At 39.2% G+C, this 19,454-nt stretch carries 19 protein-coding genes; 11 read left to right on the top strand and 8 right to left on the bottom strand.

Going from position 1 to position 19,454, the window contains the following annotated elements; genetic code table 11:
• Positions 1–26: 26 nt before the first annotated feature.
• From GSM42_RS16710 to GSM42_RS16700, 3 genes are all read left to right on the top strand, one after another.
• Entirely contained in the window at positions 27–770 is a 744-nt protein-coding gene (locus GSM42_RS16710; RefSeq protein ID WP_160802679.1) for a M23 family metallopeptidase, read from the top strand.
• A gap of 6 nt (positions 771–776) precedes the next feature.
• The gene (locus GSM42_RS16705; RefSeq protein WP_160802678.1) at positions 777–1,613 is read left to right on the top strand and encodes a M50 family metallopeptidase; all 837 of its coding nucleotides are present in this window, start codon (positions 777–779) and stop codon (positions 1,611–1,613) included.
• A 74-nt stretch (positions 1,614–1,687) separates the two neighbouring features.
• On the top strand, positions 1,688–2,026 hold the full coding sequence (locus tag GSM42_RS16700) for a hypothetical protein (RefSeq protein WP_160802677.1): 339 nt from the start codon (positions 1,688–1,690) through the stop codon (positions 2,024–2,026).
• 71 nt (positions 2,027–2,097) lie between these two features.
• Here GSM42_RS16700 and GSM42_RS16695 read toward each other — a convergent pair whose 3' ends face one another.
• Positions 2,098–3,009 carry a S66 peptidase family protein gene (locus GSM42_RS16695; protein ID WP_160802676.1) on the bottom strand — a complete coding sequence of 304 codons (912 nt, stop codon included), beginning with the start codon at positions 3,007–3,009 and terminating at the stop codon, positions 2,098–2,100.
• A 145-nt stretch (positions 3,010–3,154) separates the two neighbouring features.
• Here GSM42_RS16695 and GSM42_RS16690 point away from each other — a divergent pair, with 145 nt between their 5' ends.
• The 3 genes from GSM42_RS16690 (at position 3,155) to GSM42_RS16680 (ending at position 5,096) form a co-directional block, all read left to right on the top strand.
• Positions 3,155–3,634 carry a hypothetical protein gene (locus GSM42_RS16690; RefSeq protein WP_160802675.1) on the top strand — a complete coding sequence of 160 codons (480 nt, stop codon included), beginning with the start codon at positions 3,155–3,157 and terminating at the stop codon, positions 3,632–3,634.
• 130 nt (positions 3,635–3,764) lie between these two features.
• A complete protein-coding gene (locus GSM42_RS16685) occupies positions 3,765–4,247 on the top strand; it encodes a hypothetical protein (protein ID WP_160802674.1) in 483 nt (160 codons plus the stop codon).
• Positions 4,248–4,451: 204 nt separating this feature from the next.
• Complete coding sequence (locus GSM42_RS16680) at positions 4,452–5,096, top strand: LPXTG cell wall anchor domain-containing protein (protein ID WP_160802673.1); 645 nt, start codon at positions 4,452–4,454, stop codon at positions 5,094–5,096.
• Between the two features lie 84 nt (positions 5,097–5,180).
• Here the strand turns inward: GSM42_RS16680 and GSM42_RS16675 are convergent, their stop codons facing one another.
• Together GSM42_RS16675 and GSM42_RS20425 are read right to left on the bottom strand one after the other, a co-directional pair.
• Entirely contained in the window at positions 5,181–5,963 is a 783-nt protein-coding gene (locus GSM42_RS16675) for an SGNH/GDSL hydrolase family protein (RefSeq protein ID WP_160802672.1), read from the bottom strand.
• A gap of 873 nt (positions 5,964–6,836) precedes the next feature.
• Complete coding sequence (locus GSM42_RS20425; protein WP_202404977.1) at positions 6,837–7,565, bottom strand: hypothetical protein; 729 nt, start codon at positions 7,563–7,565, stop codon at positions 6,837–6,839.
• A 317-nt stretch (positions 7,566–7,882) separates the two neighbouring features.
• Here GSM42_RS20425 and speD point away from each other — a divergent pair, with 317 nt between their 5' ends.
• Positions 7,883–8,266 (top strand): adenosylmethionine decarboxylase, encoded by a 384-nt coding sequence (gene speD, locus GSM42_RS16665; RefSeq protein WP_160802671.1) that lies wholly within the window; start codon positions 7,883–7,885, stop codon positions 8,264–8,266.
• 446 nt (positions 8,267–8,712) lie between these two features.
• Complete coding sequence (locus GSM42_RS16660; protein WP_160802670.1) at positions 8,713–9,267, top strand: GNAT family N-acetyltransferase; 555 nt, start codon at positions 8,713–8,715, stop codon at positions 9,265–9,267.
• A 202-nt stretch (positions 9,268–9,469) separates the two neighbouring features.
• On the opposite strand, the gene GSM42_RS16655 is transcribed toward GSM42_RS16660, so the two are convergent.
• The gene (locus GSM42_RS16655; RefSeq protein ID WP_160802669.1) at positions 9,470–10,009 is read right to left on the bottom strand and encodes a DUF6022 family protein; all 540 of its coding nucleotides are present in this window, start codon (positions 10,007–10,009) and stop codon (positions 9,470–9,472) included.
• A 149-nt stretch (positions 10,010–10,158) separates the two neighbouring features.
• Here GSM42_RS16655 and GSM42_RS16650 point away from each other — a divergent pair, with 149 nt between their 5' ends.
• Complete coding sequence (locus tag GSM42_RS16650) at positions 10,159–10,869, top strand: MerR family DNA-binding transcriptional regulator (RefSeq protein ID WP_160802668.1); 711 nt, start codon at positions 10,159–10,161, stop codon at positions 10,867–10,869.
• Positions 10,870–10,967: 98 nt separating this feature from the next.
• Here GSM42_RS16650 and GSM42_RS16645 read toward each other — a convergent pair whose 3' ends face one another.
• Positions 10,968–12,002, bottom strand: a complete 1,035-nt coding sequence (locus tag GSM42_RS16645) for a hypothetical protein (RefSeq protein ID WP_237446675.1) — start codon at positions 12,000–12,002, stop codon at positions 10,968–10,970.
• Positions 12,003–12,369: 367 nt separating this feature from the next.
• On the opposite strand from GSM42_RS16645, the gene GSM42_RS16640 reads away from it, so the two are divergent.
• Positions 12,370–12,717, top strand: a complete 348-nt coding sequence (locus tag GSM42_RS16640; RefSeq protein WP_160802666.1) for a hypothetical protein — start codon at positions 12,370–12,372, stop codon at positions 12,715–12,717.
• Positions 12,718–12,932: 215 nt separating this feature from the next.
• Here GSM42_RS16640 and GSM42_RS16635 read toward each other — a convergent pair whose 3' ends face one another.
• Complete coding sequence (locus tag GSM42_RS16635; protein WP_160802665.1) at positions 12,933–13,718, bottom strand: aminoglycoside 6-adenylyltransferase; 786 nt, start codon at positions 13,716–13,718, stop codon at positions 12,933–12,935.
• Between the two features lie 159 nt (positions 13,719–13,877).
• Here GSM42_RS16635 and GSM42_RS16630 point away from each other — a divergent pair, with 159 nt between their 5' ends.
• Positions 13,878–14,060, top strand: coding sequence for a helix-turn-helix domain-containing protein (locus tag GSM42_RS16630; RefSeq protein WP_160802664.1), 183 nt, complete (start codon positions 13,878–13,880; stop codon positions 14,058–14,060).
• Between the two features lie 460 nt (positions 14,061–14,520).
• Here the strand turns inward: GSM42_RS16630 and GSM42_RS16625 are convergent, their stop codons facing one another.
• A complete protein-coding gene (locus GSM42_RS16625; protein ID WP_160802663.1) occupies positions 14,521–14,955 on the bottom strand; it encodes a hypothetical protein in 435 nt (144 codons plus the stop codon).
• Between the two features lie 299 nt (positions 14,956–15,254).
• A complete protein-coding gene (locus tag GSM42_RS16620; protein ID WP_160802662.1) occupies positions 15,255–18,731 on the bottom strand; it encodes a DUF3109 family protein in 3,477 nt (1,158 codons plus the stop codon).
• Positions 18,732–19,454 lie beyond the last annotated feature (723 nt).

Genomic DNA, 19,454 nt, shown 5'->3' with positions numbered 1-19,454 from the left:
CGAGCAATGAGGGGTAGGGATATGTAATGGTGGACTGGGGATATGAGTTAAATAAGAATAGAGAGAAAAAGATAAGATCTTTAGAGCGGAAATTAGAATTAGGCAGGCGTGAACCATCATGGGAACCAAAAGAAATAGAAACAGATATAGAGAAGCAATCTTTTATGAAATGGAGTGATACACCAAAAAACAAGGAATACAAGAAACCCAAAAATGTGTTTCTTTTTCAATTGGTAGCAGCAGCTATGCTTTTTTTGATTACCGTATTAGGTTCCAGATACCCAGCTGCCGAGGAATGGATTCATACTGCTTGGAACCAAAAAATTCCCTATGATAAATTGACAGCCTATTATCAAGAAATAGTAGGAAGTCGACCAACTTTATTACCTGTGTTTTCTGGAGAGAAAAAACAAATAGAGAAATGGGCAGCACCAGTGAAAGGGAAAATTGTACTCTCTTTCAATGAGCAACGAAAAGGAGTGGTGATTCAAACCACCAAAAATGTTCCAGTGGCAGCAGCAAAATCAGGAACGATTATTTTTGTTGGGGATAAGACAGGTATTGGTCAAACAGTTATTGTCCGCCATGGGGACGGCAAAGAAACTTGGTACGGATTTCTCGGCAAAGTAAATTTACATGTGAAAGATAATGTGAAAAGAGGACAAATTATCGGACAAGTTAAACCACGAAATAACCAGTATTTTGTTTATGTAGGACTTCAAGAAAATGGACAGTTTATCGATCCTACTGGAATCATTCCGTTAAGGTAATAGAAGATGGCTCAACTTCAAAAAATTCGCCTACACCCAACGTTTTGGCTGCTTGTTGTTATTTCGGTTTGGACTGGCCATTTTTTAGAAATTATCACTTTATGTATTTTAGTGCTTATCCATGAACTAGGTCATATTGTAGCGGCTTGGTCATATGGCTGGCGCATCCAATCAATTGAACTTTTACCGATTGGTGGAGTAGCAAAAACAGACGAATGGGGGACAGTTCCTGCTAAAGAAGAGATTGTAGTGGCATTAGCTGGTCCTTTTCATCATGTTTGGATGGTATTGTTTAGCCTTCTTGCTTTTCGGCTTGGTTGGTGGAGTGAGGAATGGACAACATATTTTATCCAAGGAAATCTTTTTCTTGCACTCTTCAATCTAGTACCAATCTATCCCTTGGATGGCGGCAGAGTATTGCAAGCAGCATTGAGTTATGTAGTGCCTTACCATCTTTGTATAAGGCTTACCTACTGGACGAGTATTTTGTTTTCTATTGGTTTAATTGGATGGGGTTTCTTTACCTCTTTTCCCTTGTTTACGATCGCACTCTTTTTACTGATGACAAACATAAAACATTTGCGGGCACATCATCTCCAATATTTGCGTTTTTTGTTACATCGTCATCACCATGGAATTAGTCACGATGTTCCCATTCACCGAGTTCAAATACAACAGGTAACTACAACATCTATCCTTCATAGTTGGTACAAAGAATGTTACCATGTGTTTGAACTAACGGATAGAAAAGGAAATTCATTAGGATTTATACCAGAGGAGAGACTGCTCAAGAGATATTTTGAAGATGGGGATCTAAGCAAAATACAGGATTTAGTCAGTTAGTCAGAATTTGCAGAATTTTATCTCCTCCTTTATAATGACGGTAAGGATCGTCCAGCTGAACTTAGGATATAACGATGGGAAAAATTGTAGAAGCAACAAAAAAAGTACCTCGTGCGTATGAAGCAGCCTATCTTGAAAAGCTCATCGGTGTCGGTGCGGGAGAAGCGGAAATTGCAGCTAATCGAGTTGCCAAGGAACTAAAGAATGCATTATCAGATTTCCTTGGACCATCTGTGATGTGGTCTATTAAAGGCTACTTCTCTCACCCACCTGTGAGAAATGAAGGGGTACTGGTCAGGGCAGCCTCTAGGTTGGAACAGGCAGATTCGCTGACCTTTGAGCACGCTTTGGCCGACTTCCTTCTCTACCTGAAGCAAGCAATGGGAGTCGAGTCGATCGTCCCCATTTGGTAGCTTTGATGAAAAAACTCAGGATAACGATATTCGTTATCCTGAGCGTGATAAACCTCTTTTTATTATAGATGTTACTCAGGGAAAATGGTGCAAAGACAAGCATCTGCATCCATATAGGTAGGTGCTCCTATCGGGATCGGATAGTTAGGTAAAGAATGCCCAGCTGGCAAACCGATATAAGAAGGGGTACATACTTGCTGCATATGATTCAAAAGTATCGTTTCTACGGGAATACTAGGTTTGTGGTCAGGAGCTTTGCAGTCTGTAAAATCTCCAAATATAATTCCATTTGCAGTCTGTAATTTTCCCGCCAGTCGAAGCTGTGTTAACATTCGATCAATGCGATAAGGGTTTTCCCCAACTTCTTCGATAAATAAAATGCAGTCTGTCGTATTTATTTCATATGGTGTGCCCAAGGATGCTGCCAATAAAGTTAGATTACCCCCTATAATGGGTCCAGCTGCTTCTCCAGGAAAGAGGCATTGGGCTTTTTTTATATTTGGATACATATACGGGCAAGTAGGATTGGACACCCGACGCCAGAGTTCTGACCACCAATTGGTATGAACAGATCCCAGTAATTCCGCTAACATTGGTCCATGCATGGTCATTACTCCTGTTTCTTGATAGATCGCGTTTAACAAAGTTGTGATATCGCTGTACCCAATCAACCATTTTGGGTTGCAGCGAATCAGATCATAATCGATCTGATCGATCATACGCATGGAACCGTAACCTCCACGAAGGCAAAGGATCGCATCAATTGTTTTATCAGCAAACATCTTGTGGAAATCTGTCAGTCGGTCTTCATCATATCCAGCTAAAAAACCAAGTTGATCAAAGATAGCTTCACCTAAAACAGGCTCATAGCCAATCTCGCTCAATTGATCAATCGCTTGGTAAGTGAGATGGGGATCAATTGGACTTGCAGGCGCGATGATTCCTATACGTGCTCCTTGGAAAATTGGTTTTGGAATAATCATGCGTCCACCTCTATATTTCTATTCTATTTATAATACACATTTATTTATTTTACATGAATTGTTGTGATTTATCCTTTTGCATAAATTTTCGTTCAAACGTAAAATAAAGACAAGGCGACTATGCTGATAACTTCCAGGAGTGTAAATGAGTGCCTCAGTGGCGGCTCTGGCCAAGTCCATCAAAGATCTTCCTCGCATTTTTCAGGTTGGTGGGAAGCAGGAATTGGAGAAGATGAAGCTGGTTCAGGAGCATTTGGAAAATATGCTCGGCAGAAAGATTCGTATCCACCCTTGTCAGGACTCTGTAGATGCGGACAATCTGCATGCATTGCTCGAGGGCTCGATAAGAGAAATTCGTGCGTCCTCCATTCTCATCGCAGATGCTGCTCATCAGAAGCATTCGGCAAGATTTGCAAAGTTGTTGGAGTCTGACTCTAGGTTTCGTTGGGTGCGTATTTATCATCCGAAGGGGAGCTCACGTTTCACTATCGGAGTAGCAATCGAAAGGTTGGCAGAGGTTTGTCAGCAGAAAAACCCCTCTGCAAATGAAATGAAGGTTGCGCTGCAAAATTTCCAGCGAAATCTCGCTGAGCTGATCAAGACTACACTTGTGTTTGTTCTGTAGTCTGGACCGTGCGGTGGAGTAGAGAAATCTATTCCACCGCACACTTCGTTTAGGAATATCTTTTTGCAATATATATGCAAAGGGATTACAATTTACTCAAGGCAACGATGCCGATAAAGAAAGGAATCCTATGGGAAGCCTAAGCGATGCAGTAAAGAATCTTCCGGACAATTTCCAAGTTGGCAATGCAAATCACCTGAAGGCTTTGGAACAAGTGGCTACTAGTCTTCGAGAAATACTCGGTGGTCAGATTCATATTCTCGTGAGCCAAGTGTTTCCTGTAGATACAATGGTCACGGACATGGGGCCAAAGGTGATCAGAATTCTGGAGATGCCTGGATTTATCATGATCACCGATCCAAAGGATCAGAAGTTGGCAGAGGATATATCCCATGGCTTTGCCAATAAGTACCCGAGACTGAAGCCTGTACGCAGGGTATGTGGTATAGGTCGTGTTTCGAAGAAGCTGGAACAGTCGATTTTCCATTTTGAAGGGACTTGCCTTGCTGTTAAGAAGGGAAAGAAGTCCGAAAATGACAAGTTGAAGGCTCTTTTGGAATTCCAGATTAAGCTGGCTGAAAAGATGCAGATGGTTGTAATCTTCATTCTGTAAGTCACTCGCGCGGCGGAATAGAGAAATCTATTTCGCCGTGCGCTGATTTTATTAAGAAAAGTAGAAAATGATAGATGTTATTTAAAGAAATATTCAAACAAAGTACACTATTAATACCTTTCAAATAAGGTGTTATCTATTAGAATATGAAATATATTTATTTAAACAACCACGAGCCATTTGAAGAGAAGGAGAATTGACAAAATGTTCAAAAAAATTGTTTCTGGAGCATTCGCCGCTACGCTTGTTTTTGCAGTACCAACCATGGCATTGGCATGTAACTGGGGAGCGCAAGCAAGTGGAGATTGTAAAAAACTAGATGTTACCGTTAACATTGAGCAAGGCGACAGCGAAAAAGCAGGCCATTACGATCTATACTGGTCCAAAGTTGGTAACCCAAAACAAGGTAAAAAAATTGCTACTGGTGATATTCCAGCATTGAAAAAAGGGCAAGCGCATAACATTTCCTATGACGTTACCAAAAATGAAAATGGAAAAGAAGGACGTTATATTTTCCATTTGGTTGAACCAAATGGTTCAATTTGGAGCAAAGAAATCGTAGTGAACAACTGCACCGAAGCTCCGCCATCAACAGATGACGGTGGTACAACTGTTCCACCTAAGCCACTGCCAACACCAGTAGAACCACCAACAATAGAACCACCAACAGCGGGTAACGGTGGACCAACTACATTACCTGCAGATGGAAAAACCCCAACACCAGTACAAACCAAACCAAATGGTGGAGCACTACCAAAAACAGCAAGTTCTTATCCAACTGTCATTGTACTTGGTGCAGCACTAATTGCTGGAGGAGCATTAACCCTTCGTTTTCGAGCGCAAAACTAATAAAATACAAAAGAAAAGAAAAGTGGATATAATCCACTTTTCTTTTTAGTATCAGGATTTCTTAAAAATGATAGAAAAATCAATTCAATTTGCGATTAATTTTGGTTTTTTATGAAGAATCTGTTCTCCTAATTTGGCTAATACTTCTTGTCCTTCTATCGTTGGATGAACATCATTTTGAGCTAATCGAACTAGCGTATATTGCTTTTCGTCAAATGCTGCGTGTGCATCTGCCACTTTTAAATGGAATTTAGACGCGTTTTGATCAATGATTGTATTTAGTGATCCAAGGATAGACTCGGAAATAGGATGTAAATAGACAGATGCAGATGGGATTGGATTGTAAAGATTATATAAAACAATCTTTGCTGAAGGAGCGTGATGTTTTATCTTTTTAAGAATGGTAGGTAAGTTCTTAGCAAATTTTTGAGTTGCTTGGTCAAAACCTGCTTGCTGTTCTGGGGTTAATTGAATAGGTTTTTGTGCATTTTCTGGATTTAATAACCCATATTTACTAGCTAGGCTTAAGATATCATTACTGCCAATATTTAAGGTGACAACTTTTGCTTTTTTTAGCGCTGTTTGAAATTTTGGGGTTTGCAATGCTTGTAACAAATCATCAGATGTCCAACCAGGAATTCCTAAATTTTCAACGTTCTTATGAATAGTAGCTCCGATCAAATAGGGAAATGCATACTTAGAGGGAGTATCATTATTTTCCCCTAAATTGTAGCCAAATATAATGGAATCACCTAATGCTACAAGAGAGGAGTGACGGGATTTTTCAGGTGATGCAAAAGACGCATTGGGGAAAATGAAAGTACACATCAGTGTTAAGGTAAACATAAGTGTTAAGGCTTTTTTCATGGAAACAACCCCTTGGTGACTTTAATTTTTGCAATCGTAACAATCATAATACAATTAACCTAACAATGGTATGAATATGATGTTACTATATCAATTTATGAGTTTTCAGATGAATATAAATGGGATTTATACTATATTTGTATATTATATTATTGATGGTTGCATATATGAATATTACAAACAAAATGATGCATTCGTACATTGGGAGAGAAGATAAAAAGTGAAAAACGAGATGGATACATATAATCCAATTCATATATGGAGACAGAGAAAAGAGGAAAGTGACTCTACCTATACGAGAGATAATAAATAGTTTGGATGTTATTTTAGACCAATACATATCCCAGTTATCTCAGCTGGTGAATCCCACCAAAGAAGAAATCATGAACTGTGTAAAAGATGTTGTTTTTAGCTATAAATGATTGGGATATTGAAACATCACTTTATTACGAGACTGGAAAGAGTAAAATTACATTATTTTATAGATATTGCAGCAGAAAGGAAGGGGTTAAAAGAATTAGATGATATAACAGAGGAATGGCGCGATTGGTAACTGCTTGACTTGGGAATGAAGGGAATAATGTATAACTTGCGTTGCAGATTTTACCAAGTTCATTATAGAACTAAAACGACGCGAAGATATCTTCACGTCGTTTTTTGAATTTGTTCTCACCTTAATGGAATCTATGTTAACATTTGTTTTTTTTATGGTGGGCAAACAGAATATTTATCTATTTGCCCATTTTGGGATATCAGACTTTGCAATAAGCATTGAAATCACCTTTAAGAATAGAACAACGAAGTTTTTTTAAAAGAGTGTTCATTAGAATTATAAAAAGCTTTCTGTCCCAAAGTCGACCCAACTGACTGGGATTACTTCACCCTGTCGTGAGTCTTCTCGAAGAGCTCTCCTTCGTGGACGAAGTAGCCACTGGTTCCAGCATTCGGGAGAACGTAGTCGCTCAGGCGGAGGAGCATGTTTCCCTTGTGGTGCCGGATGTAGGGCTTGCCCTCCATCACAACAACACTTCCGTTGGAAAACTCGTTCACCTGGTCCAGATTATCTCCCGTGTACTTGATCGCTTCGACGAGGATCGGCTTTTTCTGGTACTTGATGCCGCCCTTCCAGTCGTAGCGTTCCATGATGATAGAAGCAGGAACAGGGTAGAACTCCCCCTCGACACCCTTGATCACGTAATCCTGGGTATTGAGATCCATGTCACCTTCGAGCGTAACGATGTAATACCGTCCGCTTTCAGACTTCACGTTCTCTGCGCCGACGAACTGCTTGATCTCGTCGAGATTGCTGCCAGTGTACTGGACAGCCTCGATCACGAAAACTTTCTTCTGGAACTGTCCCATGGTTTCCTCCGATGTTGAAGGGACATTGCGCTTGCCTGACAGCAGCTCGTGGTACTCCTCGAACTGCTTTTCCTGAAGGCGGAGATACGCCGTCCACTCTTCCTTCTGCTTCGTCATCCAGACGTCGCAACGAATGAGGGATGCGATCGGGAAGCACAGCATCAGCAACCACAGCACAAGCTTGCTGAGCTTGATCTCCGAACGGCAGTGAGCGAGGGCGTCCGCTGCAGAAAAGGACATGTGTTTCTCCAATCAGGGTTTGCGGATCTTCTTGCTTTTTTATTATACAAAAATATCTTGAACGATTAAACGATTTGTCAGAAGTATTCTAAAACTATTCTCTTATAAATTTAGAGACACTTAGATTCATCATGTGAAATATCATTGTCTCGAACAATTGTACAGCGTTTATTTCAAAAGTCATCTCAGGATCCACTACTTTATTTGATGTCACCCAAAAATAGAAAATGATTTAAAAAATAATTATTCATAATTTACAAAATATAATTATTAAATTAAAATCTAAGAAAGATCGTTGCTTCATCCTTGGAGTTTGGGTGCAAGAAGAGTACAGCACGATTGGCAGGCACGTTGTTCTGGATGTTTGGGGAGTAGACTCTGCTCTTCTCAATAGTAAGAGGAAGCTGAAGAAGCAGCTGAAGTTAGCAGCTAAAGCTTGCGGTGCTACGATTGTGGCCGTGAAGGCAAAGGCATTCAAGCCACAAGGCGTCACGGTTGCAGTGGTACTGTCCGAGAGTCACCTGACCATCCATACTTACCCAGAGAAAGGGTTTGCGGGTCTGGACTGCTACACGTGTGGTAGTACTGTTGACCCCGCGCTTGCCATGCAGTACCTGATCAAGGTACTGAAACCTAAGCAGTACAGTGCTCGACTAATTCGCAGGGGGGATGGGCCTATGAAAGTAGAGCCCTTCAAGTAAGCGATGAGCTTTAAGGGGATTGGTACTACACTTGTAGTGCCAGTCTCCGGGCTTTTTTAAGAATAGACATCCATGGTAGAAAATCATTCATGTATTTTGCTTTGGAAAATAAGTCATTTATGGAATTTTACTGCCTTTCCTACCATGGGAGACACTTTCAGTAAAAAAAGTATTTCAATAGCGATAGGTGCACATATTTATACCATTCTCATTAAATTTTGTGATATAAATTTATAAAAGAGCACGAAAATGTCAATTCTTATGCCAAACCAAAATAAAATATATTCTATATGGGTTCTGAAAAGGGTAGAAGTTGACAAAATTTTTATTGAGATGACTGAAAAGTGGAGGTTTTCCGTTTGAACGAAAAATGCGTTTTTTATTAAGTCCGAGCTCCATCAAAGTATCCATTTCTACTTCAAAAACTTTTATTTAGGAGGACGAAAATGGATATTTTTATTAGAGAAATGAGAAATGAAGATCAAATCAAGAATATGAACGTGGATGAGAGTTTTATCGTGGATTCTGCCCTTGTTTTGTCCGCAAAAGGTCAGGAAATCAGTTACACGATAAAAGAAATCCCAAGTTATCGAAAGAGCTACATTGGTGAACCATACGAAGAGATGTCAATGGAGGATTATTTTACGTACATTGATAATCCGAATCAAATCATCTACTTCGCATTTGTAGAAAATCAAGTAGTCGGACAAATCATTTTAAAAAGAAACTGGAATCAGTATGCGTATGTAGAAGATATAAAAGTAGACGCACGATTCAGGATGCATGGGATAGGGAGAAGACTGATCGAACAAGCAAAACAGTGGGCACGATCTCATAACATGCCAGGTATTATGCTAGAAACACAGAATAATAATGTGAGAGCGTGCAAGTTTTATGAAAGTTGTGGCTTTGTAATTGGTGGCTTTGATTTTTGCGTATACAAAGGTATAGACAAGCAAAATGATGAAACTGCAATATATTGGTATCTGATGTTTGAATAAAAGGGACTATTAGAAAGAAGAGCATAGTTTAAGATAATGAAATAAAACCTCTGGCGGACCAAGTGCCAGAGGTTTTATTTTGGCAAAGCAGTTTCTCTGTCAAAAATAAAATGCTTAAAACGATTCGATAATGGTTTATTGGCGCTTAATCTGGTTCTCTTATCGTCTGGATAAGCGATAAAAGCAAAGAGGATTTATATCACTATCCATTTTGATTTTCCAAGTATTTAGCATATTCTACTGTGAATTCCAGTGCATGTTTAAAATCATTGGACTGCTGGGAAAGAACTTCTACAATGGTATCTTTGGTTGTTTCCGTTAAACCAATGATCTGCGGAGATCGTGGGAGTCGAAATTGGGTGTGATCGTGAAAAACGATTGTTACAATGGTACCAATTGGCTCTCCGGTTTTTATTTGATGAATCGTACTCCACATCCAACGTTGTTGGTCCGTTCCTTCCGCATTTTGTCCCCATTCTCTGGAGATATCAAAGTCACCTGGCAGTCTTGGATGAGGGTTTAATTTGGCTTCTTTTAGCTGCTGATGAATCGTTAGATACAATAAATTTAAATATGTTCCATATGCCATATCTCCGGCTTTGTGGTATGCGTCCATCAATTGATCGTGGTTTTTTTTCAGTATGATTTGCCAGTTTTCCGCTATATGTTTTTCGATAAATTGGGCAATGGTAAAAATGGTATCCTTTTTGTTTTCTTCCAGAAGTTCCTTTAGTGATTGCATTTGCAAGACCCCTTTTTCATTTACAAACAATTTCACTTACTTCTCCAGTCTATAACATGAGTGCAAATGATAAGGTTATGATATATTTTTTCTTTGTCAAAGCGGTTTTTATGAGGGAACCTTACAATAGGATCAAAGGAAGGTGCAGGATGAATAAACGCCCGATTGATATCGCACGCAAATTAAAGCTTAGTACAAGTGCCCTGCGACATTATGAATCACGTGGACTTATTCCCATTGTGCAGCGTTCGGCGAGTGGTTATCGAATATATACGGAGGAACATGTAGCTTATTTTGAATGTATTCAAGCCATGTCTGGCGGTTTTGGAATGGACGTTACCTCGAAAGTCCTTCGATGTATTCAAATCAGAGATATCGAAGCAGCTTTTTCATTGATAAATGAAGCTCAAGCCAATCTCTATCAAGAAAAAAAGATTGCAGAAAAGCTATTAGATATGGCGTTGTCCCATACACTATCCGATGTGGACAAAAAAGCAGGTAACAGACTGCTTACCATTGGGGAAGTTTCAGCGGAGACACATATTCCTGCTTCCGCTATTCGTCACTGGGAAAAGATCGGGCTTATTACTCCAGATCGCGATAAAACCAATAACTATCGTCTTTTTAAGCGATCCCATATCCGAAAAATCCTTATCATAAACTCTTTAAGACCTTTTATTTATTCAATAGATTTAACATCTTTGAAGCAGGCTCTAAAAGATTTAGATCATCATGATGCCAAACAAACAGAAAAGATTGCTCATGATTCGCTTCGTTATATTCACAAACAAATCCAAAATCAGGTGCGTGGCATCCATTATTTATATCGTTTGTGCATACAACTGCAGCTAATAGAATGAAAATAGAAGTTTACGTTGCGTCTAAGCATAAAAAGAACTCCGAAGGATAAGAGCAAGGGAGTTTTTGATAATATGAAATTTTTCGTCTATTTTTTCCATCATCGATCCATCACTAGAGAGTTCTCATGGGGTCTTTTTGGGGGATCAGAGATGCGAACTTTTAATACAGAGATAGATTTTTCGCTTTCTTTCTGCTTTTCGTATTGTTTTTTGATTATCCATTTGCCTTTGTAAAACATAAATTCCTCATGAAACTTGCCATGCTTATCCAAATAGCCAAGACAAGTTTGTTCTTCGATTAGAGGGATCGGTTGAAAGGCAGTAGCTTTATATTCAGGAACTAAAAGGGGTTCGCGCGTAGCTGTAAAGCCATTTGCTGTTAGTGGATTTCCCGGAGTATTGTGAGAGGAAATTTCCCCATATTCATTGATTTTTATGCGGTTCATAAAAGGGATCTGACCTTTCAATGGAGCATGCTTGAGAGCAAAGCGGATCGCATAAAATTTTTTTTCGTGAGCTCGATAATCAGACTTTGGGTAGTCCAAACGCAACAGATCATAGATCAACTTATCGCTAGCAGCCCCATCATAATGCATATGATCTGTCCAAAATCCACAAATAGAATGAAATTCTCCAGTTAAATACCGATCCCTATCTTCCACTCGCATGATACGAAAACCTACTTCGGGAACAGGGCATTCCAACCGAAACTTCTTCACTCGTTGAAACTCATCATCTGTCATGCAAACTGCTGGTATTGCTGCTAAACCTATACATTCTTTTAAATCTTGGTCGGTATAGCCTCGTTTATGGAGGTGCTCAGTGACATGATTGGGAAGTGGGCCGGATTTACGGAAAGCAAAGGATCGGGCGAATTTGAAATACGTCTCCGGGATGAATATTTCGTTAGAAAAAGCACGCCTTGCCATTTTCCAATTTGAAGCCTTGGATGCTAATCGAGTAAAAAATATTTCTAAACGCTGTGCTATTTCTTTTTCTTCCTTAGGGGTGATATTACCCAAATATGCAAGATCACTTTGCAGAAATGGTTTCGTACTCTTGTCTTGGGATACATACCTTTTTAAATAATCGGCAAATCGATTGGATCTAGTAAGTTTAAATAATTTATACACTCCTTGTCGGTCATGTTTATTTACCAATGCTATAAGTTAACTTTTTCCTCTAATCAACCCTTTATCCTCTAAGTTATATGTGATCAGGATTCCGATTAGTGCTTTGTTTTTATGTATCAATCCCTACTTTTGGGAAATCCTTGCCCCATTAACATACTCCCTCTGCGATTATGAAGTTCAAGAAAGAGATGGACGCACCCCATTTGATGGAAAAATTGATTTATATTAGTGTATTATTTTCTTCTTTATCACAGCGATTAATAATGCTAATGGAGTGCAGGAACAGCGATAGTAGGATAGAAAATATTGTGATATAACTATAATTATCTAACTAATCTTACAATCAAATCATAGGAGGTAGTAATGTATGAGATCTCATTCTTTCTATCGTCCTCTCTCCATTCTCTGCGGAATATTTCTTGTTCTGTCTCTGTTTCTGCAAACTTCTTTAAGTTTTGCAGAAGGGACTGAGACCACCAAGAAGTGTATCAGCCATTCGTTTCCTGTATCACTGGGAAAAGGGAAGTCTGTAACCTATCAAGTAACGGGAAATTTATGCAGCCAAGGAGATCCAACTGGGAAAACCATTCATGTATTGGTGCCTGGATTTACTCTCACAAGTACATATTGGGACTTTCCTTATCAGCATGAAACATACTCTTATGTAGATGCAATCAACAAATCAGGTTATGTAACTCTGAGTTTAGTCGCTTAGGTACCGGAAAAAGCAGCAAACCCCCAGCCGAAGATATCACTGTAGATCGTCATGCTTATAAATTGGCAAAATGGCGATACCCATATAGAAAAGTTCCCTAAATGGTGTGAATACTTATAAACTCCTCATAGGCATAGAACCAGCATTGTCATAAAGCGCAATTTGACCAGATAAAGGAGACTGAGATGTTGATAGAACGAAAATGGGAAGTCCTATTAACTTTTAATGTATACTTCTTCTAAATACTTAATAGATTCTTTTTGAGCTTCATATTTTATTTGGATATCTTCTTCATAATCTCGTCTAAGATCTAAATATAGAGATATTGAAGATATAATTGCGTTATAACAGCTTTTCTTTTCATGGATGGCTACTGTTCTTTTCAGTTTTTCAGTAAGTTCTGGAGCATCTTTTTCAATCCCTCGTACCCCTCTTGGTAACAAATTGTTTTTCATTAACGCTAATGGACCTATAACAGTTTCTCTGAGAAATGAAAGGAAATGAACTACCTCAAATAGTTCTCCTCTTCCAAGTTTTGTAGCACTATAATGTATCCAAACCCAAAATCGATCTTCCATCCATTGTATATCAGGATAGGGATAAGAATAATTTGTTTTACTGAGTAGTTGACTTAAAGATGAATCCCTCTGCCAAACGATAATAGGTTTCTCCACTCCGTTCTTTACCTCTTCCAAAGTTACAAATTTTAAATCTACATGAAGAATAGGAGCTTTGTATAAACAAATCAGTAATCGAGGCTCACCTACATGCTCCCCAGTAAATCCCGATAAGAGATGACCGAATTCACTTGCAATTTGTAATCTATTTTTTAGTATGCTGTTTTGAAAGGTTGAGTCATAAACGAGAATCAAATCAAGATCACTAAATTGATCCATCGTATTGTTTATCATGGAACCTCCTGCTAGTATACCTATAAAACGTTCATCATCTTTTATTTGCTTTTTTATTTTTCGGATAAAATCATCATGCTGTTTTAACATGCTAATCACTCCTGTAAATTGACCTACTAAAGTAGGTATTACGACAGAATAACACAGCTATAGAAGTAGGACAACAATCGTTCTGTTCCAAGCCACACTGCAAAAAAATTGGTGCAAATATATAGGGGTCATCCAATCGTTGATGAAAAGCAGTGAAAAATGTATCTCGAACAAGAGAAAAGTTATCGAGCAGTTGCAAATGAATTAGGAATACGAAAGGAAAGTCAAGTGAAGGATTGGATGAAAAAGTACCAGAACAAAGAATCTTTTGTGGATAAAAGAGGGGGATTCCCAAAAAGGGCAACTCATTCATGGGTTGATCGCGTACAATTCAAAGGATAGTTAGAATTCATAAAATAGTGTTTTCCCAATCTACTAAAAGAGCGTAGATTCCTAAATCTCACTGTCCATGAGCCGTATGTTGTGCATGATGGAGATCTGCCAGTGCCGTACAATTACCTTCCAGAGAAAACGATCGTCACAGGAACATTAGAAGTGTGTGATTAACATACACATGGTCTAGTTAGGGAACATTGCTGGCTAGGATTCCAATAATGATAGAATTGATAGAAATGGATTTTTGAGATGGAACAGCACTTCTATCTGTTTTTTGTAAGCTTGGTATTTGAACGAGTACTAAAATAAGCGGCGAAAGCCGCGGAAAAGAATACAAAAGCAAATTTTTAGAAGTATGTTTTTTATCTGCGGAGATGATAACAATCTATATATGGATTTTTTGAAAGTGTAATTGGTGCTCCTCTCATGGAGAGGAGCGAGGCTATTGCCTTATCCAGAGAAGCGATCAGTTCGACTCACGCTGGTTATCCCGGAGCCAAAGAAACCACCAGTCGTTAACCATGCGATCCTCTTCGAGCTTCGGGTCCTCCGTGTTGATGAGGTGCTCCGGCTCCTGCCCGTCTTCCGCACTGAAGAGATAGTGCCCGATGACTTGGAGCCAGATGCCGAAACGACTGCGCATATTGACAGTGCCGGGCATATCCTTATCTGTACTGAAGAAGCGCTTCTTCGAGTCTCCATTCGGCTGCACCTTGAAGCGCCGATCACCGTCTACGTACACCGTGTGGTGGAGTGTCGTGAAGACAGTGATGTCCCCGAGTCGAGTCTCGGAAGTGAGGTCAGGGAAGATGTAGTAGCACTTACCCTGCCACAGGTACAGGGAGTGGACCTTCGTCCCTGGGATGCACGTTTTTGTGATGGTAAGCTTGTTGTCCTTCATCAGGTGACCTTTCTCACGCTGGGTTGGCAATAACGTTGTATTTAGTATAGCACAAAGCTTTTGGAGTATTTGTCGAATAAACGAGTAACGACGAGAATAAATAAGGATTTCATGTATTAACAAAAAATGAAAAAAAAGAAAGAAATCAGTTTGAATTCATCGAATTGGAAGACATCGTTCCAGACGATCATTTGGAACGAAAAATGAAGTCAGTTTGAATATCGTCTTTATTTACTTAAAACCACTTCTGAATCGTTTTTCAGAAGTGGTTTTTTTCAGTCTAAAGTGACAAAAAAGGCTTATTTTTTTAATTTTTGTTTTAAGTATTGCAATTCTTGTTGATAATGCTTAGCCCAGCTTGTCCCATCGTCATGATGTTTCCCGCATGGGACATATTTACTATAGCCAGGGTAGTTATCGTCCACATAATCTGGATCTGGTTCATCCTCCGTTGCAGGTCCTGAGATTTTTCCAGTATTCAATCGAATAGGGAAGGACCAACAAGCCGTAGGTTTAAATTTCCATGGGTGAAAATCTAGTTCTGTAGCTGCTTTTTGTAGCGAACAAAGTCCATTTTCTAAGGCAAAGACACAGCGGGTTTTCTCAAAATGGGATGGAAAATGTTCAGATGAGTAGTTATATGGTTTTACTGCTGTTTTTCTCCCTACTTGAATGTCTTGCCAATTACCATCAACAATAAATTCGTCCGGGAGATGCGGGAAAAATTCTGGGTACCGATGAACCGTAGTTTTTAGCATTTCTTCTTCATTTTCTAAGAGATAGACGCCATCATAACAACAGATCGCCTCACACTGCAAAGCACAACTCTTCATTTTTGGCTCCGCTCCATATTCTTGCTCTAATTGATGCAGAACATCATGTCGGAAGCGAAGAACAGGTTGTATATATTTTTTGTTCCAAAGGTCAAAAGAGGAAAGTAACTCTTTATTTAACTCTTTTTCGCGAATTTCTTGTATACAGTCACTCATAACTTCGGGAAACCCTTTGATTCCTTCACAATCTATAGCGGATGAGATCATCTCATGCATAAGATTAACTTTTTCATTCTCGATTATCTCTTCTATTTGTAGATAAGCTGCGACAGCTTGGGCGTACAATCCTGGAGTAGAATCTTTATCAATGGATGTCAACATTTCTTTCGCATTTGGATGTTTTTTTACTAAAAAGGCAGATGCTAACAACGAAAAAGCCGCAGCTAAGGAAGATAAGTACTGGTAGCCTCTGTTATCACATTCTATCTTATAGGTAACTAAATTTCTAATAGATGCAGGATCTCCAAATCTAGCAAGACAAATCGACCGCCAAATTAAACCATAATACAGATCCCAATTATGCTTGATTTGTTTCGATAGGTGAATTCCTTCTTCATAAAACTGAAATGCTTCCGATAATCTACCTTGTATCGTCAGTATATTTCCATAGCAGATGGCAGCAATATTATGAGCGTTTACCCAGTTGCTAGATTTTGCCCTTTTGTACACACGCTCTATTTCTTGTTCCGCTTCTGCAAGCATTCCGATCCCCATATATCCATCAGCAAGATTCACACGGGATAGCATGTGATTATAGGTATCATGAAACCCAGAGTAAGCGGATTTACAAGTAAATGCTCTCTCGACCACTTGCTGGTTTAAATCGACATTATGACATAAAAGGGCGAAAGTATGATGAAAGGAGGCGTTTATTCTTTTGTTATCTTCTAAAAAATCTTGAAATTCTCGTTCCATCTTATTCAGTGCTGCAAATCCTTGTTGATTTAGTCCTGCATAAAAGTAGGCATTTACGAGTTGTTCATGGCATTTGTATGCTTGATAGTCTTTTGTAGCAGATGCTTTGTGCACCGCCTTCTCCGCTAGAGATACTGCTTTTTCTGTATGAAAAAGGCGTTGATGATATTTTGATTTATAGAGAAGACCGAGTAAATCTTGGTCTTTTTCGTTGTTAAGAAAGGTATTCTCTGAATATAGTTTGATATATATTTCTTCCAACTCCACCTCTCCAGCATCAAAAGAGGCTTTGATTAAGATACTTAAGACATATTTATAGTTTTCGTTGGACAGATGTGAGGATGCAAGTAAACTATCTCCTATCTCTATGCAGCTTTTAAAAAAACCATTTTGCAAACACAGTTCCAGTAATCGAATGCCTGACAGCGAGTATAATTCATGAAGTGCAGCTTGTTGGTTACTTTTTTCTACGTGATAACGAAACTCTTCATAAATCGTGATCTGTTCATAACTGTCCAGCGTATCGATTTGCGAAGTAGAGATGATCTCTGTATAAAATTCAAGCAGTATCGCATCAATTTGAGATCGATGAGGTAAATCTTCTAATATTTCTCTGGCTATTTCGTAGTATAAACGTCTATTAAAGTTGGACATCTGCTCAAAGGCGACGTGTTTTTTTATTTTGATGAGATTGTCAGGGGTTTCCAAGTGATAAAAATGAGAGAGATCTACTTGGAAATCATGTTTGAATGTTTGGATACAACGTTCTAAAAAAGGCTTGGAAAATTTAATGCCTTGGGCACTCCCCCATGCCAGTAATAAAACCTTTTCTATCCCCAAGTCTAAAATTTTTTCCCGTGCGATCTCTTTCTTTTTATTGGAACTAAAATGTAATCGCGACAGAGGGATCTGTAGATCACCAGTCGGTCCGATAAGACCGGGAATATTTTTGATTCTTTTGATCGAGTCCCAGAGCAGCTCCAGATCGCCGCTGCATTCGACAGCTAGTCTTTTCTTTGCCTCTGCATTGATATGGTTCAGCTCTAAACTAATGATCTGCTCCATATGCGTATTGCTTAATTTTCTCATTTTGATGAGGTGCGTACGGTTGATCTCTTCTAATTGGTTGACTAAATCTCCAAAGTGAACCAAACCTTCTGACGTTGGAGTAAGGATCTGTGCTTTTAAACTAGATTCCCAACACGTACATAAAATCAAAATCGGCCATTGCTTTTCTACGCCTGTCTCTACTAATCTTTTTGTAAATGCGAGGGTGAGTGGGTCTGCCCATTGGGCATCATCGACAACAAGGATCAGAGGCAGCTTATGTTCCTTTTTATTGGTAGAGAGAATGGTAGAGAAGAGATCCATCGTCTGATCGATGAAAGAAGTATACTCCTGTTGGGCAAGAATGGCATTGCGGTCTTTGTGAAGATTATCTTTGTTGTTTCGCCAATTACTCCACATATTTTTGAGCGATTCATATGTATTTAACCCACTGTCTAACCCAGTCAATATATCTGCAACGAGACTAACTGCTGCTCCGCTTCCAGGGAAAGCATAATTGACAAAAAGCGAGACCCCATTGCGAACCGCTTTCCGATTATCTGCACTCTGCCTCTTTTGTTCAATCAATCCACCCAAATGCAACTTGATTTGCTTGCGAATTTGATTCAGTGCCGTCGTATGGTAATGACTATTGCGTTCATCCTGATTTTGACACCGCATCGCCACCCACATCCAAGGCATCTGTAGCTCTTTATTGTTTTCCAATACCTCAAACTCCGGTACAATCGTCATCGTGTGCTTGGTATCTTCGAGGTTATCCGGCCAATAATTGGGTTCGTCATCATAGATCGTCAAGTAGTGGTACAACTCTTGAATCAGTCGCGTCTTCCCAATCCCCGTATCCGCTTCCAGGATCACCACATTGGTATTTCCAGCCTTGGTGTCTTCATATATATCCAGCAACTTTGCCAGCTCTTTATCCCTGCCAATGAAGTCGTTTGATTTGAAGTCGAGTTTCATGTTTTCACCTCTTTATGCAATAGTTGGGATAGTCAAAATTATAGCATAATAATGAGGATGCAAATTAAATATCGTCCGGTTCTTGGAGAGGCTGATGTGGCATTGAAGTAGGATAGATAGGATATGCTCCACGATCTTATGATGGTAATCGTTCGAGCAACAGAACATATTTTTCAATGTTGATTTTTAAGGTTTAATCGTTATGGAAGAACTCCAAAGGGGAAATTGGTATGTTTATTTTACCTGAGTAAATATAGCAAAAAAAAGAGAGTGAACAGAGGGGGATATTTTATTAGTTAAGTTCCAAGAGCTCGTAAATTCGAATGAGGGTAGAAGAGATAAGAAAAATTGTCCCTCGAAGTCATCATCCTGTAAGGATATCCAACAACGAGGGAGGCGGCCCTAATGTGAACAGTTGAAATTCAACAGAAGAACTCTACCTCTTATTGAGGGAATTACTTCTGGTTGTTTTCCTGTATCTTGCCCAAGCATATGGGGCAGGGGGTGACCATCTTATTGCTTTCCCTGTCCTTGATGGGTATTGTTCCCGCCTGCCGAGTGCAGCCCTTGTAGCCACACTTAATGAACTTACGGTTGTGACTCCCCGATTTCTTGGTCATGAATGTCCTTTCTTATATAGGGCCATATTTATTATACATATATTTTTTTAGGGTGTAACCCAAATCCATATTTCTACCTTATCTAGTGCAATATTCCAAAATA

Source organism: Shimazuella alba (assembly GCF_009831235.1).
Lineage (GTDB): Bacteria > Bacillota > Bacilli > Thermoactinomycetales > Thermoactinomycetaceae > Shimazuella > Shimazuella alba.
The sequence above is the reverse complement of the archived record's forward strand: the minus strand, read 5'-3'. Positions and strand labels throughout refer to the sequence as shown.

What these genes read in the sequence shown, in the direction of transcription:
- GSM42_RS16620 (WP_160802662.1), bottom strand. Translation starts at nt 18,731, where the DNA reads ATGAAACTCGACTTCAAATCAAACGACTTCATTGGCAGGGATAAAGAG.
- GSM42_RS16710 (WP_160802679.1), top strand. Translation starts at nt 27, where the DNA reads ATGGTGGACTGGGGATATGAGTTAAATAAGAATAGAGAGAAAAAGATA.
- GSM42_RS16655 (WP_160802669.1), bottom strand. Translation starts at nt 10,009, where the DNA reads ATGCAATCACTAAAGGAACTTCTGGAAGAAAACAAAAAGGATACCATT.
- GSM42_RS16650 (WP_160802668.1), top strand. Translation starts at nt 10,159, where the DNA reads ATGAATAAACGCCCGATTGATATCGCACGCAAATTAAAGCTTAGTACA.
- GSM42_RS20425 (WP_202404977.1), bottom strand. Translation starts at nt 7,565, where the DNA reads ATGTCCTTTTCTGCAGCGGACGCCCTCGCTCACTGCCGTTCGGAGATC.
- GSM42_RS16680 (WP_160802673.1), top strand. Translation starts at nt 4,452, where the DNA reads ATGTTCAAAAAAATTGTTTCTGGAGCATTCGCCGCTACGCTTGTTTTT.
- GSM42_RS16700 (WP_160802677.1), top strand. Translation starts at nt 1,688, where the DNA reads ATGGGAAAAATTGTAGAAGCAACAAAAAAAGTACCTCGTGCGTATGAA.
- GSM42_RS16675 (WP_160802672.1), bottom strand. Translation starts at nt 5,963, where the DNA reads ATGAAAAAAGCCTTAACACTTATGTTTACCTTAACACTGATGTGTACT.
- GSM42_RS16695 (WP_160802676.1), bottom strand. Translation starts at nt 3,009, where the DNA reads ATGATTATTCCAAAACCAATTTTCCAAGGAGCACGTATAGGAATCATC.
- GSM42_RS16660 (WP_160802670.1), top strand. Translation starts at nt 8,713, where the DNA reads ATGGATATTTTTATTAGAGAAATGAGAAATGAAGATCAAATCAAGAAT.
- GSM42_RS16630 (WP_160802664.1), top strand. Translation starts at nt 13,878, where the DNA reads ATGTATCTCGAACAAGAGAAAAGTTATCGAGCAGTTGCAAATGAATTA.
- GSM42_RS16635 (WP_160802665.1), bottom strand. Translation starts at nt 13,718, where the DNA reads ATGTTAAAACAGCATGATGATTTTATCCGAAAAATAAAAAAGCAAATA.
- GSM42_RS16690 (WP_160802675.1), top strand. Translation starts at nt 3,155, where the DNA reads ATGAGTGCCTCAGTGGCGGCTCTGGCCAAGTCCATCAAAGATCTTCCT.
- GSM42_RS16625 (WP_160802663.1), bottom strand. Translation starts at nt 14,955, where the DNA reads ATGAAGGACAACAAGCTTACCATCACAAAAACGTGCATCCCAGGGACG.
- GSM42_RS16705 (WP_160802678.1), top strand. Translation starts at nt 777, where the DNA reads ATGGCTCAACTTCAAAAAATTCGCCTACACCCAACGTTTTGGCTGCTT.
- GSM42_RS16640 (WP_160802666.1), top strand. Translation starts at nt 12,370, where the DNA reads ATGAGATCTCATTCTTTCTATCGTCCTCTCTCCATTCTCTGCGGAATA.
- GSM42_RS16685 (WP_160802674.1), top strand. Translation starts at nt 3,765, where the DNA reads ATGGGAAGCCTAAGCGATGCAGTAAAGAATCTTCCGGACAATTTCCAA.